The organism is Telluria sp. ZB4P37, from assembly GCF_059685855.1.
The window spans coordinates 98,833-113,584 of the sequence record NZ_JCASID010000009.1; the positions used below are offsets into that span (position 1 = coordinate 98,833).

Here is a 14,752-nt window from a genome sequence, read left to right on the forward strand (position 1 = left end):
TCCCGTCCATGAAAGGATCAGCATGTCGATCTACGTCATCCCCGCACCCGCCGTGCCTTCGCTGGCCGTGGCGGGTTCCCACACCCGTTTCCCTATCCGCCGCGTGTTCTGTGTCGGCCGTAATTACGGCGCCCACGCGCGCGAGATGGGCAGCGACCCAAGCCGAGAACCGCCGTTCTTCTTCACCAAGCCTGCCGATGCGGTGGTCCCGGCCAGCGGCGCGGTGCCGTATCCGCCCGCGACACAGGACCTGCACCATGAAATCGAGCTGGTGGTGGCGCTGGGCGCGGGCGGTGTCGACATCGCGCCTGAAAATGCGATGGCGCTGGTGTGGGGGTATGGGGTGGGGCTGGACCTGACCCGGCGCGACTTGCAGGCGGTCGCCAAGGATGCAGGGCGGCCGTGGGACATGGCCAAGGGCTTCGATGCGTCGGCGCCGTGCAGTCCCTTGATTCCGGCGGCGACGCTGGGTCATCCGCAGGATGCGCGCATCTGGCTGGAGGTGAATGGGGCGCTGCGGCAGGAGGGGAATCTCAATGAGATGATCTGGCCGATTGCGGATGTGATCAGCCATTTGTCGCGGCTGGTGAAGCTCGAGGCGGGGGATGTGATTTATACGGGGACGCCGGCGGGTGTGGCGGCCTTGAAGCCGGGTGACCAGGTGCGCGGTGGCGTGGAGGGGGTCACGGAGTTCGCGTTGACTATCTCGTAGCGTGGGCAGGTTTTCCTGTCCACGCTACGGGCTGATGGTGAGCGAACAGTGCGTCCATCTGACCCGCCTGCACAGCCCGGAAAACTGATAGGCTATCGATATCAAAAAAGGGCCGCAAGCAGATCAAGATGCGGCCATTCGGGGGAGGCTGCCATGGCCGGAGTGGCGTTGATCACGGTGCACGGGATGGGGGAAACCCCGCCGACGTATGCGGACGCTCTGATGGAGCGCGTGCGCGGGCAGCTGGGCGCCGTCGCGGGCAAGGTGGTGATGCGCTCCGTGTATTACCAGAAGATCCTGCAGGACAACCAGCTCATCGTCTGGGACCGCACCCAGAAGGGAAGCGCGGTGCGCTATGGCGACCTGCGCAAGTTCGTGCTGTTCGGCTTTGGCGATGCGGCCGGGCTGGAGAACCGCAAGGAGATCCCGGGCTCGGTCTACGAGCTGGCGCAGGGCGAGATCGCCAAGACCCTGCTGTCGGCCCACGCGATCCGTCCCTCCATGCCGGTGGTGTTCGTGGCGCAGTCGCTTGGCGGCCAGGTGCTGTCGAGTTACATCTACGATGCGCAGAAGGCGAAAGCGGGCAGGCCGGTGGCGGCGGGCATCTGGCGCAACATCGATGCCTGGGCCACGACCGCACTTGGGCGCACCCTGACCGCCAGCGAAAAAACCTTCCTCGCTGCCGGCGCCTGCGCGGGACTGGTCACGACCGGCTGCAACATTCCCATTTTCGTGGCCGCGCACAAGGAGATGCACATCATCCCGATCGCGCCCCCGACTTCGCTGTTCAAATGGATCAACTTCTATGACCCGGACGACATCCTGGGCTGGCCGCTGCAGCCCTTGTCCGCCGGCTACCGCGCCCTGGTGGAAGACCGCGCCATCAATGCCGGCGGCGGCGTTGCCGGGGTGCTGCTGCGCAGCTGGAACCCGCTGGCCCACAACAACTACTGGTCCGACGACACCGTGATCGCGGCCATTGCAGCAATGCTGCGCCGCTTGGCCGCCTGACTGGCGTCGCCTAGCCTTCGCGCGTGAGCGTGAACAGCGTCCGGATATCGCCCGCCACCGCGCCGCGCGCGTTGCGGATGAGCGGCTGGCGGTACTGCTCCAACTCTGCGCGACGGGCATCAATCAGCAAGCCGAGTTGTTCCAGCACGCTGTAGACGGCCGGGTGCAAGGCCCGGCTGTTGCCGTCGGCGATCTTGATCGCAATGCCCAGGCCCGCCGAACGGATGCCGATGGTCTGCACCGCGTCGGCGCCGACCTTCGCCACCCAGTCGCCGCCGCCGGCCGTCATCCAGGACAAATCGGTGCGCGCGGTGCCCGAGACCAGGTCCGGGCGCGCCGTCATGGCCTCATACAAGTCGCCCATGGCGCCGCCCAGTTGCGGATCGGCACTGCCTTGCCCGAGGCGTGCATACAGATGGGCCAACCGTGACAGGGGCATTGCGTAATTCGGCGCCGAGCAGCCATCGATTCCGGTCGGCATGGCCTCCGCCGGCATGCCCACGGCATCGGCCAGCGTGCTGCGGATCGCCTGCTGCAGCGGATGCGCACGATCGACGTAGTTCGCGGTGGGCGCGCCGTGCAGGCGGCACCAGGCCAGGAAGCCGCTGTGCTTGCCCGAACAGTTGTGGTGCAGCGGCGTCCATTCCTGCTCCGGCGCGCGCTGGCCCGTGAACTCGTAGAACAGCGGGGTCGCGCAGCCGCATTCGAGGTGGCCGGGATCGAGCCCGATCTTGTCGAGGATGGACTGTACGCCTTGCAGGTGCATGTCTTCGCCCGAGTGGCTGGCGCACAGCAGCGCCAGTTCGTCGCGCGTCAATCCGAAACGCGCGGGACCGTCCGACAGCATGAAGGGCAGGGCCTGGAAGGGTTTGAGGGCCGAGCGCGTGAAGGTGGGGTAGTGCGGATCGCCGGCGGAAAACAGGAGGCGACCCTGGACGTCGACGACCGCCACCGAACCGAGGTGGACATTTTCGACGACGTTCTCAAGGTCGGGGTAGCCGCGCGTGGTGGCGGCGAGGGGAGTCGGTTGCATGGGCTGGTTTGGTTGGAATAAAGTCCTAATGTAAGGCATATGCACCTTGGCCCGCCGCACGTTCCGCACCCGCACGGTCACGTATGCAGACACCGTTTTCGGGACATCTGCACTGCGTGCAGACGTCTGGCGGCCGCACGTATATGCACCTCCCGGCTATCCCCGGATTTACGCAGTTCGTCCCGTCTTTCCGGCCTTTCGGCACATGTCGCTTGAACGCGCCCGGCGTCTCGCTACACTTCTCCCATCGCCAGACAAACATAGATAGATGCTGGTGATACTGAATATCGTGGACCGCGCGCACAGCAGTATCCAGCCGCACCGGTCCGACCTCAATCGCCCTCGAAAGGAAGACCGATCATGCGTACCAAACTGCTGCTGGCTGCCGCCGCCACCTTCATGACCCTTACTGCAAGCGCCGCGCCGCAAGGCGCTGGCACCGAACGCGTCACCGTGGTCGGTGCGCAGGCCGCGCGCACCCAGATGGCGCCCTTCCTGTTCGACCGCATGATGGGCCACTACGAGCTCGATGACGGCCGCATGCTGGAAATCACCGGCAAGATCACCGGCAGGCAAAAGACGGTGTATGCCGACCTGGGCGACGGTCCGGTCGAGATCGTCCACATCGGGGCGGGCCGCTTCGTGGCGATGAACAAGGACGTGCGATTCGCCTTCGAAGAACGCCGCCGCGTGGTGGAAACCGTGCGCATCAGCACGGCCGACGGCCGCCGCCAGCTCGCCCTAGCTCAACGCTGATCCGAAGCGCCCGGCCTGGTAGTCGCTGATGGCCTGCGAGATTTCCTCGCGGGTCGTCATGACGAAGGGGCCGTGCGCCACCACCGGTTCGCGGATCGGGTCCGCATGGCCGAACACCAGCAGCGCATCGCGTTCGGCCCGGATCTCCAGGTTGTCGCCCGATTCGTCCAGTTCCACCAGGTGCATCGGGCTGACCATGTCGGCATGGTTGCCCACCTGGACCACCCCGCGCGCCACATACAGGAACACGCTGCGGCCTTCCAGGCCGGTGACGCGGATGCTGCCCCCCGTACGCATCTGCAGCGTCGTCATGAAGACATTGGTGAGCGACTGCACCGGCCCCTTGGCGCCTTCCCATTCCCCCCGCAATCAAATTCATCGTCACCTTGCCGCCGTCGAGCTGCAAGGCGGGGATGTCCGCGTGCTGCAGGCCCGTATAGGCCGGCTCGCTCATCTTCAGCCGTGACGGCAGGTTGACCCACAGCTGCAGGATCTCGATCGGGCCGCCGGTTTCCAGGAATTCGCGCGGCGACACTTCCGCATGCACGATGCCGCGCCCCGCCGTCATCCACTGCACGCCGCCGGCGTGGATGATGCTCTCAAAGCCGGCATTGTCGCGGTGGGCCAGCGTGCCCTCCAAAATGAAGGTGACGGTCTCGAAGCCGCGGTGCGGGTGCGGCCCGAAGGGCAGGCCGCGGTTGTGCGGCGGGTAGGTCTGCGGGCCGTGGTGGTTCAGGAACAGGAAGGGATCGATCTGCTCGAGATGGCGCGCGGGCAGGGGACGCTGGGTAATGAGGTCGCCGATGTCGTCGCGCATTGCCGGGTGCAGCCGGTGAACGGTTCTATTGGTCATGGAGGAGCGCTGGTGGTGTGTCGGATGGCCCTCACGATACCCGATCGCCGCCGTGCGCGCGTACAGGCCTGTGCTAGACTTCTTGCGCCTTTGCAACCAGCGCTTTTGCAACCGCGCTTTTACAACCGGAGACGGCGCCCATGATCAAGAAGACCCTGCTTGCCAGCCTGCTGCTGGCGTCCTTTGCTACTGCAGGCGCGACGCCCGCGAACGCCGCGACCAGGCCGCCGAGCGAGGCCGCCGTCAAGACCGCGAAGTATGCGGTGACCACCTACCGCAAGGACCTGGTCGACACGCTGGCCAAACTGGTGAGCTACAACACGGTGGCCGACAAGGCCGTCCCGTCCGACAAGAACCCGGTCCACATCGCCTTCAAGGAAGCCTTGAAGCTTGAAGCGACGCGCCTGGGCCTGGATTACACCGACCATGGCTGGACCGTGGTCATCGGGCTGGGCAAGGGCGAGGAGCGCGTCGGCGTCATCACCCACGGCGACGTGCAGCCGGTGGACGCCAGCAAGTGGAAGAAGTCGCCCTTCGTGCTCGACCGCACCAGCGAGCCGGGCAAGCTGCTGGCCCGCGGCGCCGAAGACGACAAGGGCCCGATCGCCACCGCGCTGTACGCGATGAGGTCGATCCGCGATCGCGCCGTGCCGCTCTCGAAGCGCATCGAGCTGTATGTGTACATGGGCGAGGAATCCGACTGGGCCCCGCTGACTGAATTCCTCAAGACCCACCAGCCGCCGCAGGTCAACATCACCCTGGACGCCGAATACCCGGCGGTGATCGCCGAAAAGGGTTCGGGCACGGTGGCGGTGACGGTGCCCAGGCAGGGCGCGGCGACGCCGCCGGAAGGCGAGCCGTATGTGGCGCAATTCGCCGGCGGCTTCTTCGGCAGCCAGATTCCGGAAGACGCGAACGCGGTGATCGCCAACGCGACGCCGGAGATCGAAAAGCAGGTGCGCGCCCGCGGCGCGAAACAGGAAGGCATGCAGTACAGCTTCGCCTGGGAAGGCAGCAACCTGGCGCGCAGTTTGAAAATCACGGCGAAGGGCGTCTCGGCCCATTCATCCAAGCCGGAAGACGGCATCAACGCGGTGAGCATGCTGGCCGATGCGCTGGCGGTGCGCCCCTGGGTCAACACGACCGCGGGCGGAGTGGTGAACTATCTGAACGAGATGGTCGGCACCGGCATCCATGGTGAAAAGTTCGGCAATGTCGCCTACCGTGATGGCTTCATGGGGCCGATGACCTTCTCGCCGACCGTGCTGCGGCAGCGCGAGGACGGCATCGAGGTGTCGATCAACCTGCGCCGCCCGCAGGGCAAGAGCACCGAGCAGCTCACGGCCGAAGTCAATGCCGCGCTGGCCCAGTGGCAGAGCCGCCAGCTGCCGCTGGCGAACGTCACCGTGCGCATCAACGAGCCCTGGGTGCAAAAAGGCGCACCGCATCTGCCGACCCTGATGGGGGTGTTCTCTTACTTCACCGGCATGAAAGACCCGAAACCGGTGGCGATCGGCGGCGGCACCAATTCGCGCCTGTTCCCGGGAGCGGTGAGTTTTGGTCCGGGCATGCCGGGCAAGGTATATACCGGCCACTCGGAGCATGAGTTCATCACCGAGAAGCAGCTGCTGCTGAATTTGCAGATGTACACGGCGGTGCTGGTGGAGCTGGCCAAGTAAGGCAGCTGCACGGCCCGTCAATGCCGTCCCGGGCCTGGGCTTCGGCCGCCGCCGCAAGGCCGCCTGAATTGCGGCGACACCAGAAACGCCGCGCTTGCGGTGCAGCCGCTCAGTGAAAGCCGAGCGGTTTTTTTTCCTCCGCGATCCGGCATGGCGGCTCGTTCAGCGCGCACGGCGACAGCGCGGGATACCCGGCGTGGATGTTTTTACTCTGCCATTTTCACTCCCGGCTCGTAGGCGAATTGCTCGCCAAAACCTGGCAAAAAATCTGGTCCTGCTGTAGGACTGGGATTACATGAGGGCTGGATTCGGCGGGCCGAATATGGCCTTTCCCTAGGCGGGAAAGGGCGGCTTGCCTATGGCGGTGTGGGGCTGCGGCATGGTGTCGTTGACGCCCGGAAAATGCATCAATACCCGCAGGAAAATGTGGCGAAATCACCATGTTAGGATCGGTCCTGGAACGTGGGCACACCGGCTGTGGCTGGTGCTTGTTCGCGCCGATTGCCGACATTTTTGGATGCCATGCACAGCCAAGATCTCAAGAAGCCGGACGGACGCAATATTACGCTCTACAGCAACCAGCCGATTCCGGACGGTATTACCGCACCCAGCCCGTTCGCCGAACCCCAGCATGCCAACCCGCACCTGCGCTGGCATCCGCTGCGCGGCGAGTGGGTGACTTACGCCGCCTTCCGCCAGAACCGCACCTATCAGCCGCCGCCGCAGTACAACCCGCTGGCGCCCATGAGCGACCCCGAACACCCGACCGAAATGCCGGCCGGCGACTACGAGATCGCCGTGTTCGACAACCGTTTTCCTTCGCTGGCGCTGGAGTCGCATGACCCGCCCAGCGTGACGGTGCCGGCCGCACCCGCCAACGGCCACTGCGAAGTGGTGGTGTTTACCCAGAAGGCCGATGCGGCGCTGGCTTCGCTGCCGCTGTCGCGCATCGAGCTGCTGCTGGCCGTCTGGGGCGACCGCACCCGGCGCATTGGCGCCCACCCGCACATCCATTACGTGCTGCCCTTCGAGAACCGCGGCGCCGAGGTCGGCGTGACCCTGCACCATCCGCACGGCCAGATCTATTCCTACCCGTTCGTGCCGGCGGTGCCGGCGCGGATGCTGGCGCAGGAGCGCGAATACTTCCTGCAGCACGGCAGCAGCCTGCTGTGCAACATGGCGCGCGACGAAGCGGCCGACGGCAAGCGCGTGCTCTACCAGGACGAGCATGCGATCGCCATCGTGCCGGCCTGCGCGCGCTATCCCTACGAGGTGTGGGTGATGCCGACCGCCCCGTGCAAGGACTTCGCCGCGCTCACGCCGGCGCAGCGCTCCGGGCTGGCGCGTGCGCTCAAGACCGTGCTGCTCAAGTTCGAGACACTGTGGAACCGGCCTTTCCCCTACCTGATGGCCTGGTACCAGGCGCCCACCGACGGCGCCGAGCATCCCGAGACCCAGCTGCATGCCCAGTTCTATCCGCCCTACCGCACCAAAGACCGCCTGAAATACCTGGCCGGCACCGAGCTGGCGGCGGGCATGTTCGCGATGGACGTGCTGCCCGAAACCACCGCCTACGAACTGCAGCAGGTGGAAGTGAGCCTGGACGAACACCTGGAGGCGCGCGGATGACGGCAAGCCAATCACGCGCGGCCGAGGTCGCGGACAAGCTGGCGCTGCTGCGTTCGCACCTGGCGGCGGCCGATGCCGGCGCGCTGCGCCTGCGCGGCGTCGACTGGTTCGCCTGGATCACCGCGGGCGGCTCCAGCGCCGTGCTGCACACGACCGACCATGGCGTGGCCGAAGTACTGGTCACGCCAGACGAGGCCTGCATCCTGACCGATGCCATCGAAGCCGAGCGCCTGCGCGCCGAAGAAGTCCCCGATGGCTTCACCTTCCATGCCGAGCCCTGGGCCGAGCCCGACCTGCGCGAACGCTACGTGCAGAACGCGGCGGCGGGGCGCGCCATCCTGTCGGACCGTCCCGAGGCCGGAGCGAAATCCAGCGAACAGCCGCTGCCGAACGCGCTGCGCCAGCGCCGCCTGGTGCTGGGCGCGGGCGAGCGCGAACGCTATCGCATGCTGGGACGGGAAGCGGCCGAAGCGATGAGCGAAACCCTGCGCCAGGCGCGCCCCGACTGGACCGAATTCCAGCTGGCCGGCGCCGGCGCGCATGCGCTCTGGCGGCGCGGCATCCATCCGGCGCTGGTGCTGGTGGCCGGCGAACGGCGCCTGCCGGCCTGGCGCCATCCGGTGCCCTCGCACGATCCGATCGGCCAGCACGCGATGCTGGTGTTCTGCGCGCGCCGCCACGGCCTGTATGCCAACCTGACGCGCTTCGTGAGCTTCGGGCCGGCGCCGCTCGACGAGCAGCGCGCGCTGATGGAAGTCGAGGCCACCGGCCTGGCGGCCGCGCGGCCGGGGATGTCGCTGTCGGCCGTGTATCACGCGCTGGACGCCGCGTACAAGCACGCCGACCGCGAGGCGGCGATCCGCGAGCACCACCAGGGCGGCATCACCGGCTACCGGGCGCGCGAGATCGTGGCCAGCCCGAGCACCGCAACCTTGCTCGAAGAAGGCATGGCCTTTGCATTCAACCCGAGCTTCACGGGCGTCAAGATCGAAGACACTTTCCTGCTCGGCCCGGAAGGGCTCGAGAATCTCACGTTCGACCCCGGCTGGCCGGCGGCGGACGTACATGGCCGCATGCGGCCCCTTTGGCTGGAGGCATAAACATGCTCAATACCGACACCTTCTTTGGCGGCGCGCCGGAAGTGAACGCGTCGGCCCCCGGGCGCGTCAACCTGCTGGGCGAACATACCGACTACAACGATGGCTTCATGCTGCCGGTCGCGACCCCGCAGCGCACGCTGGTGGCGATGAGCCGCAGCGGCGACGACCATTTCCATTTCTATTCGCCGACTTTCGACCATACCGTCACCTTCGCCTACGAAGGCAATGCGCCGCAGGGCTTCGGCAGCTATATCGAGGGCTGCATCCGGCTGGTGCAGCTTGAAGGCATCAAGGTGCCGCCGCTGCGCATCTATGTCGATACCAATTTGCCGGTGGGCTCGGGGCTGTCGTCCTCGGCCGCGCTCGAGGTGGCGACGCTGCGCGCCATGCGGGCGTTGCTCGGCTTCGAACTCGACGACGTCAGGCTGGCGCAGATCGCCCAGCGCGCCGAGATCGAGTATGCGCACGTGAACTGCGGGATCATGGACCAGATGGCATCGAGCCTGGCCGACGAGACCAGCATGCTGTTCATCGACGCGCGCACGCTCGAGCACCGGCTGGTGAAAATGCCGCCCGGGACCGAATTGATCGTGGTCGATTCGGGCATCGCGCGCAAGCTCGCCGCCAGCAAGTACAACGAACGGCGCGCCGAGTGCGAGGAAGCCTCGCGTACGCTCGGCGTGCATGCGCTGCGCGACGTGACCGACCCAGCCAGCGTGGAGAGCCTGCCGTCGCCGATGCGCGAGCGTGCCCGCCATGTGGTGCAGGAAAATTTACGTGTGCTCGAAGCGGCCGATGGCGTCAGCGCCGAGCGCTTCGGCGAACTGATGAACGCCTCGCATTTCAGCCTGCGCGACGATTACGAAGTATCGATCCCCGAGCTGGACGACCTGTGCGAGCAGTTGCGCGCCCAGCCCGGCGTGTTCGGAGCGCGCCTGACCGGCGCCGGATTCGGCGGCGCCTGCGTGGCATTGTGCCGGGCAGGGCAGGCGCAACAAGCGGCCGCCGCCACGCTGGTGGCCTACAACAAACATGGACGAGAGGGCCGGATCCTGGTTCCGGTCCCGACTGAACAGAAAGGACAACAATGAGTCAGTTTGAATACCCCCGTCCCCAGCTGGTGCGCGACAACTGGATCAATTTGAACGGACAATGGCGCTTCTGCTTCGACGACGAGCTGGTCTACCGGCTGCCGGACAACGCACCCGAGTGGACCCACGACATCAACGTGCCCTTCGCGGTGGAAACAAAACTGAGCGGCATCCAGGACACGGGCTTCCACCGCGCGGTCTGGTACGAGCGCGAGTTCGAGCTCGTACCCAACGGCAAGCGCACCATTCTGCATTTCGGCGCGGTCGACTATAGCGCACGCGTCTGGGTCAATGGCCGCCTGGTGGTGGAGCACGAAGGTGGCCACACTCCCTTCCAGGCCGACATCACCGGCGCCATGAGCGAGAGCGGCAGGCAGGTGGTGACCGTATTCGTCGAAGACGACCCGGCCGACCTGGCCAAGCCGCGCGGCAAGCAGGACTGGCTGCTCGAGCCGCACTCGATCTGGTATCCGCGCACCACCGGCATCTGGCAGACCGTCTGGGTGGAGCAGGTGGAAGACACCTATATCGCCTCGCTGCGCTGGACCCCGATTTTCGAAACCTATGAAATCGGCTGCGAGGTGTTTGCCGCCGGCCATACCCATCAAGAGCTGTTCGTCGAAGTCAAGATCTGGCACGGCGAGCAATTGCTGGCAGACGATTACTACAAGCTGCTGGGAGGCGAAGCCAACCGCAAGATCGCCTTGTCAGACCCGGGCATCGACGACTCGCGCAACGAGATCCTGTGGAGCCCGGAACGCCCGACCTTGCTGGACGCCGAGGTGACGCTGCGCTGCGGTGACCAGATCCTGGACCGCATCCGTTCATATACGGCGCTGCGCTCGGTCTCGATCAACCGCGACCGCTTCATGCTCAACGGCCGTCCTTACCAGCTGCGCCTGGTGCTCGACCAGGGCTACTGGCCGGAATCCTTCATGACGGCGCCCTCGGACGCGCACCTCAAGCGCGACGTGGAACTGGTCAAGCTGATGGGCTTCAACGGCGTGCGCAAGCACCAGAAGATCGAGGACCCGCGCTTCCTGTACTGGGCCGACAGGCTCGGCCTGCTGGTGTGGGAAGAGATGCCGTCTGCCTACCGGTTCAGCTCGCGGGCCATCACGCGCATGGTGCGCGAATGGACCGAGGCGATCCAGCGCGACTACAGCCACCCCTGCATCATCGTCTGGGTGGCCTTCAACGAGTCCTGGGGCGTGCCGAACCTGACGCTGACCCAGGCGCACCGCAATGCGGTCGAGGCGCTGTATCACCTGACGCGCACGCTCGATTCGACGCGGCCGGTGATCGGCAACGACGGCTGGGAAGCGTCGGCCACCGACATCCTCGGCATCCACGACTACGACTGCGACCCGGAAAAGGTGCAGGCGCGGTATGCGGTCACCGACCCGGTGCGGACCCTGTTCGATCAACGGCGTCCGGGCGGGCGCATCCTGACGCTGGATGGTTTCCCACACCGCGGGCAGCCGATCGTGTTGACTGAGTTCGGCGGCATCGCCTACGATCCGAAGCAGAATCCGGATGCCGACAAGACGACCTGGGGCTATTCGCGCGCGCATACCGCCGAGAGCTACTCGTCGCTCTACCGCAGGCTGCTGCAGGTGGTGAACGAAACCTTCATGTTCAGCGGCTTCTGCTACACCCAGTTCACCGATACCTTCCAGGAAGCGAACGGCCTGCTCAATGCCGACCGCACGCCGAAGCTGCCGTTGGAGGTGATCAGCGCCGCCACGCGCAACGTGCCGCTGCAGAAGAAGGATATCGAGACGGAAGGAGATGGCTTGCCGGGTGGGACGGGCATGCCGTAAGCAGGTACCGTCGCGAAGGCGCATCCCGCTCGGGTGCGCCTGGCTGCTTTGCACGAACGCGCATCCGATGGTGCGCGTTTTTTTATGCGGGTAGCAACGGATACGGGCGCCCGGCAGGCAGCCGGCGTGAGCCGGCCACTGCCAAGCCCCGCATGCTGCATGCCCGGCCGCCGGGGCTAGTGCTGGATGACGCCGCTGGTCACGTTTACCCGGTCGCCGCTGCGGAAGTCGGGCGTGGGGTTTTGCGTGACGACCTGGATGCTGCCGTCGTCCATGCGCACGGTGACGCGGTAGGAGTTGGCGCTGCCGGTGGCGCCGGCTGTTCCGCTCGCGCCCGTGCTGCCGGCGCTGCCCGAGCTGCCGGCACTGCCGCTTGCGCGCGGGATGACCTCGATTGCCAGCACGGTGCTGTTCGGGCTCGCGCTGGCGCTGGTTGCGGCGCCCGCCTGCGCGCCGGTGGCGCCCATGCTGCCGGAGGTGCCCGTGCTGCCGCTGGTGCCGGAGGTGCCCGACTGATCCCAGCCGGTCGAGCCGGTGCCGCTGCTGCCGGACGTGCCGGAACTGCCGGAGGTGCCGCTGCTGGAACCGGTAGTGCCGGTTGCACCGCTCGAGCTGCCGGACATGCCGCTGCTGGTGGATGACTCGCCGCCCTTGTCGCCCTGCGTGCCGGCGCACCCGGACAGGCCCAGCGCCACAGCCAGCAAGCCCGCCAGGATCACGCTCTGGTGTTTTTGCTTCATGATTAACTCCTTGTAATGGATGTTCAGTGGGATGCGTGACGATGCAGCGTGCCACCTCTGGTAAGAGGCGGGAAGCGCGTCAGCGTTCCAGCTGAACCGGGTTAAACCTGAGCTGTATCAAAGAAGCCATGAGGCCGGCGGATTTCTGGGGAAACCGCTTGTCAGTGCGGGCGCACCGGGTCGCGTTGCGGCAAGAACACGGCCAGCAGGGTGCTGGTCAGCAGTGCGGCGGTGACGTCGACCATCCAGTCGCGCATGTCGCCCGAGCGGTAGGGCAGGAAGCTTTGCACCAGCTCGTCGCCGGCGCCCATCAGGGCGATCGCCAGCACCGCCTTGACGGCGCGCACCGGCCCGCTTCCGGTGCTGCCGAGGAACCACAGCAGGGTCAGGAAGGCATAGGTGAGGCCGTGCAGCACGACGCCCGGCGCGTACTCGCCGATTTCGGCGCGCGCTCCGGGGATCGATCCGGCGACGATCACGCCCGCATAGACCACCAGGGCCAGGCCGAGGCGGGCGCTGCGCAGGCGGGGGTCGAGCAGCAGGTAGGACAGGATAGCGGGCATGACGTCGGTGCGTTGGCAAACGCCAACGATACCATGCCTGCCGGCCATCCGGCCACACCCGTCCGGCTGATTAAATCGTCAGCGCCGGGGCGCCGTTGGTGTATTGCGCGTCGAAGCAGCTTTCGCAATCGGCGCAGAAGAGGTGTGCCATGCGCACGCTGGTCTGGCGCAGCACGAGCTTGAGATGGGTGTGCTGGCATTTGGGGCAGATTTCGCGCACGCTGCCAAAGCTCAGCAAATCCAGCGGCATGCTCGCGTCATCGGGCTGATCGATGACGGCCAGGGGATTGAGTTCGACGAGGACCAGGTTGCCGTCGGCATCGTGACGGCGGCACATGACTGGCTCGGGCGGATGCGAATATGACTCGGATGCACGTAAACTCATAGGACAGGCTCCCTGTTATCGTGTTGTCCGGCACCCTACGGATGAGAAAAAGCAGGGCGGGAGCTTCATCATAGCTAAATCTCGCGCAGCTTCAAGCCCTGTGGGAGGATTTATATTGGCATGTTGTGCATTTGAAAAAAATGCCCGCCAGGAGCTGACGGGCACAACCCAAGATCGGGCCAAGAGACACGTGTTCGGTGGGTGTGCTGCACGTCGGTGCAACACACCTGCTGGGATCACGCATATCGGTTGCGTGTATCGCAGTAGATTCAAAGTATATGGGCTTATTGTGACCACGCCGTGACCTGGATCAAAGGTGAACGGGGCCTGGCGAACCCTTCCTGTATAGCGTGATCTCAACTAAGTCGCGCAGGACGCGCGCTCGTTGTCGTTTCAACCGTGCTTATTTCCGGGCAAAAAAAAGCCCGCTCGAGGCGGGCTTAAAACTATTTTCTTGGAGGAGAATAGTGGAGACAGGTGCGATTATGTTGCGTTGCCAAATATATGTCCAATTGCGAGTTTTGATACCAGACATTGACATTTCGCATATCTCCAGCTGATTCCCCGCTGGCGGCGCTTAGTCGCGTACGGGCACCGTGTAGTTCAGCGCCATGCGTCCACCGTCGGCATACAGCGTCTGGCCGGTCATGTACGAGGCATCGCTGCTCGCCAGGAAGGCGGCGATCGAGGCGATTTCTTCCGGTTCGCCGCAGCGGCCGAGCGGGGTGCGCGACAGGATGGTGTGGCGCGCCTCCGGGCTGCCGAGCACGGCTTTCTTGGCCAGCTCGGTCAGGATCGTGCCCGGCCCGATCGCGTTCACGCGGATGCCGTGCTGGGCCAGGCTGATGGCGGTCACGCGCGTGAGCTGGTTCACGCCGCCCTTGGACACCACATACGGCACCTGGTTCGGGATGGTCAGCTCTGCATTGACGCTCGACATATTGATGATGCAGCCGCTCTGGCGTTTCACCATCTCGCGGGCAGCAGCCTGACTGCACAGGAACATCGACTTCAGGTTAATCCGCAGCACGCGGTCGAAATCGTCTTCTTCCAGGTCGAGGAAATCGGCCGCATGGGTCACGCCGGCATTGTTGATGAGGATATCGACCTGGCCGAAGGCCGCCAGCGTGGCCGCCATCATGGCGTCGACCTCGGCCTTGATGCCCACGTCGGCCTGGTAAAAGCGCGCTGCCTCGCCCAAGGTCGCAGCGGCAGCGGCGCCTTCGGGACGGATATCGACGAGCATCACGCGCGCGCCTTCCTGCACCAGGCGCTGGGCGCAGGCCAGGCCGATCCCCTGGCTGGCGCCGGTGATGATCGCGGTTTTGTCGGCTAGTCTCATGGCGGGCTTTCGTAATAGGCAAACGGCAATTGTAG

14 protein-coding genes and 1 pseudogene are annotated in these 14,752 nt (G+C 65.6%); 8 read left to right on the forward strand and 7 right to left on the reverse strand.

The annotated features are described in order from the left end of the window. Nucleotides 1-22: 22 nt before the first annotated feature. Both AC56K1_RS15265 and AC56K1_RS15270 read left to right on the forward strand, forming a co-directional pair. Entirely contained in the window at nt 23-712 is a 690-nt protein-coding gene (locus tag AC56K1_RS15265; protein ID WP_497158648.1) for a fumarylacetoacetate hydrolase family protein, read from the forward strand. Nucleotides 713-865: 153 nt separating this feature from the next. Then, nucleotides 866-1,723 carry a hypothetical protein gene (locus AC56K1_RS15270; RefSeq protein WP_497158649.1) on the forward strand — a complete coding sequence of 286 codons (858 nt, stop codon included), beginning with the start codon at nt 866-868 and terminating at the stop codon, nt 1,721-1,723. Between the two features lie 10 nt (nt 1,724-1,733). Here the strand turns inward: AC56K1_RS15270 and AC56K1_RS15275 are convergent, their stop codons facing one another. Then, entirely contained in the window at nt 1,734-2,756 is a 1,023-nt protein-coding gene (locus tag AC56K1_RS15275) for an asparaginase (protein ID WP_497158650.1), read from the reverse strand. 360 nt (nt 2,757-3,116) lie between these two features. Here AC56K1_RS15275 and AC56K1_RS15280 point away from each other — a divergent pair, with 360 nt between their 5' ends. Further along, entirely contained in the window at nt 3,117-3,512 is a 396-nt protein-coding gene (locus tag AC56K1_RS15280; protein ID WP_497158651.1) for a hypothetical protein, read from the forward strand. Here the strand turns inward: AC56K1_RS15280 and AC56K1_RS15285 are convergent. Beyond that, the gene (locus AC56K1_RS15285; RefSeq protein WP_497158652.1) at nt 3,498-3,881 is read right to left on the reverse strand and encodes a pirin-like C-terminal cupin domain-containing protein; all 384 of its coding nucleotides are present in this window, start codon (nt 3,879-3,881) and stop codon (nt 3,498-3,500) included. The genes AC56K1_RS15280 and AC56K1_RS15285 overlap by 15 nt on opposite strands. Nucleotides 3,882-4,047: 166 nt before the next feature. Then, nucleotides 4,048-4,365, reverse strand: a pseudogene (locus AC56K1_RS15290) (pirin family protein); the annotation flags it as partial. A 140-nt stretch (nt 4,366-4,505) separates the two neighbouring features. Between AC56K1_RS15290 and AC56K1_RS15295 the strand changes: the two are divergent. The 5 genes from AC56K1_RS15295 (at nt 4,506) to AC56K1_RS15315 (ending at nt 11,687) form a co-directional block, all read left to right on the forward strand. Further along, complete coding sequence (locus AC56K1_RS15295; protein ID WP_497158653.1) at nt 4,506-6,044, forward strand: dipeptidase; 1,539 nt, start codon at nt 4,506-4,508, stop codon at nt 6,042-6,044. A gap of 522 nt (nt 6,045-6,566) precedes the next feature. Further along, nucleotides 6,567-7,673 (forward strand): galactose-1-phosphate uridylyltransferase, encoded by a 1,107-nt coding sequence (gene galT / locus AC56K1_RS15300; RefSeq protein WP_497158654.1) that lies wholly within the window; start codon nt 6,567-6,569, stop codon nt 7,671-7,673. Then, a complete protein-coding gene (locus AC56K1_RS15305) occupies nt 7,670-8,773 on the forward strand; it encodes a M24 family metallopeptidase (RefSeq protein ID WP_497158655.1) in 1,104 nt (367 codons plus the stop codon). Before galT ends, AC56K1_RS15305 begins: the two co-directional genes overlap by 4 nt. Before the next feature lie 2 nt (nt 8,774-8,775). Further along, entirely contained in the window at nt 8,776-9,864 is a 1,089-nt protein-coding gene (gene galK, locus AC56K1_RS15310; protein ID WP_497158656.1) for a galactokinase, read from the forward strand. Continuing rightward, nucleotides 9,861-11,687, forward strand: a complete 1,827-nt coding sequence (locus tag AC56K1_RS15315) for a glycoside hydrolase family 2 protein (protein WP_497158657.1) — start codon at nt 9,861-9,863, stop codon at nt 11,685-11,687. Before galK ends, AC56K1_RS15315 begins: the two co-directional genes overlap by 4 nt. Before the next feature lie 176 nt (nt 11,688-11,863). Here the strand turns inward: AC56K1_RS15315 and AC56K1_RS15320 are convergent, their stop codons facing one another. The 4 genes from AC56K1_RS15320 to AC56K1_RS15335 form a co-directional block, all read right to left on the reverse strand. Then, nucleotides 11,864-12,427 carry a hypothetical protein gene (locus AC56K1_RS15320; protein ID WP_497158658.1) on the reverse strand — a complete coding sequence of 188 codons (564 nt, stop codon included), beginning with the start codon at nt 12,425-12,427 and terminating at the stop codon, nt 11,864-11,866. 161 nt (nt 12,428-12,588) lie between these two features. Further along, on the reverse strand, nt 12,589-12,990 hold the full coding sequence (locus tag AC56K1_RS15325) for a VanZ family protein (protein WP_497158659.1): 402 nt from the start codon (nt 12,988-12,990) through the stop codon (nt 12,589-12,591). A 70-nt stretch (nt 12,991-13,060) separates the two neighbouring features. Continuing rightward, entirely contained in the window at nt 13,061-13,327 is a 267-nt protein-coding gene (locus tag AC56K1_RS15330) for a hypothetical protein (protein WP_497158660.1), read from the reverse strand. A 625-nt stretch (nt 13,328-13,952) separates the two neighbouring features. Further along, nucleotides 13,953-14,717 (reverse strand): SDR family NAD(P)-dependent oxidoreductase, encoded by a 765-nt coding sequence (locus AC56K1_RS15335; protein ID WP_497158661.1) that lies wholly within the window; start codon nt 14,715-14,717, stop codon nt 13,953-13,955. Between the last annotated feature and the right edge of the window lie 35 nt (nt 14,718-14,752).

Excerpts from the sequence above, each read along its gene's own strand:
- AC56K1_RS15335 (WP_497158661.1), bottom strand. The coding sequence starts at position 14,717 with ATGAGACTAGCCGACAAAACCGCGATCATCACCGGCGCCAGCCAGGGG.
- AC56K1_RS15305 (WP_497158655.1), top strand. The coding sequence starts at position 7,670 with ATGACGGCAAGCCAATCACGCGCGGCCGAGGTCGCGGACAAGCTGGCG.
- AC56K1_RS15325 (WP_497158659.1), bottom strand. The coding sequence starts at position 12,990 with ATGCCCGCTATCCTGTCCTACCTGCTGCTCGACCCCCGCCTGCGCAGC.
- AC56K1_RS15270 (WP_497158649.1), top strand. The coding sequence starts at position 866 with ATGGCCGGAGTGGCGTTGATCACGGTGCACGGGATGGGGGAAACCCCG.
- AC56K1_RS15275 (WP_497158650.1), bottom strand. The coding sequence starts at position 2,756 with ATGCAACCGACTCCCCTCGCCGCCACCACGCGCGGCTACCCCGACCTT.
- AC56K1_RS15320 (WP_497158658.1), bottom strand. The coding sequence starts at position 12,427 with ATGAAGCAAAAACACCAGAGCGTGATCCTGGCGGGCTTGCTGGCTGTG.
- AC56K1_RS15280 (WP_497158651.1), top strand. The coding sequence starts at position 3,117 with ATGCGTACCAAACTGCTGCTGGCTGCCGCCGCCACCTTCATGACCCTT.
- AC56K1_RS15265 (WP_497158648.1), top strand. The coding sequence starts at position 23 with ATGTCGATCTACGTCATCCCCGCACCCGCCGTGCCTTCGCTGGCCGTG.
- AC56K1_RS15315 (WP_497158657.1), top strand. The coding sequence starts at position 9,861 with ATGAGTCAGTTTGAATACCCCCGTCCCCAGCTGGTGCGCGACAACTGG.
- AC56K1_RS15295 (WP_497158653.1), top strand. The coding sequence starts at position 4,506 with ATGATCAAGAAGACCCTGCTTGCCAGCCTGCTGCTGGCGTCCTTTGCT.
- galT (WP_497158654.1), top strand. The coding sequence starts at position 6,567 with ATGCACAGCCAAGATCTCAAGAAGCCGGACGGACGCAATATTACGCTC.
- AC56K1_RS15330 (WP_497158660.1), bottom strand. The coding sequence starts at position 13,327 with ATGTGCCGCCGTCACGATGCCGACGGCAACCTGGTCCTCGTCGAACTC.
- galK (WP_497158656.1), top strand. The coding sequence starts at position 8,776 with ATGCTCAATACCGACACCTTCTTTGGCGGCGCGCCGGAAGTGAACGCG.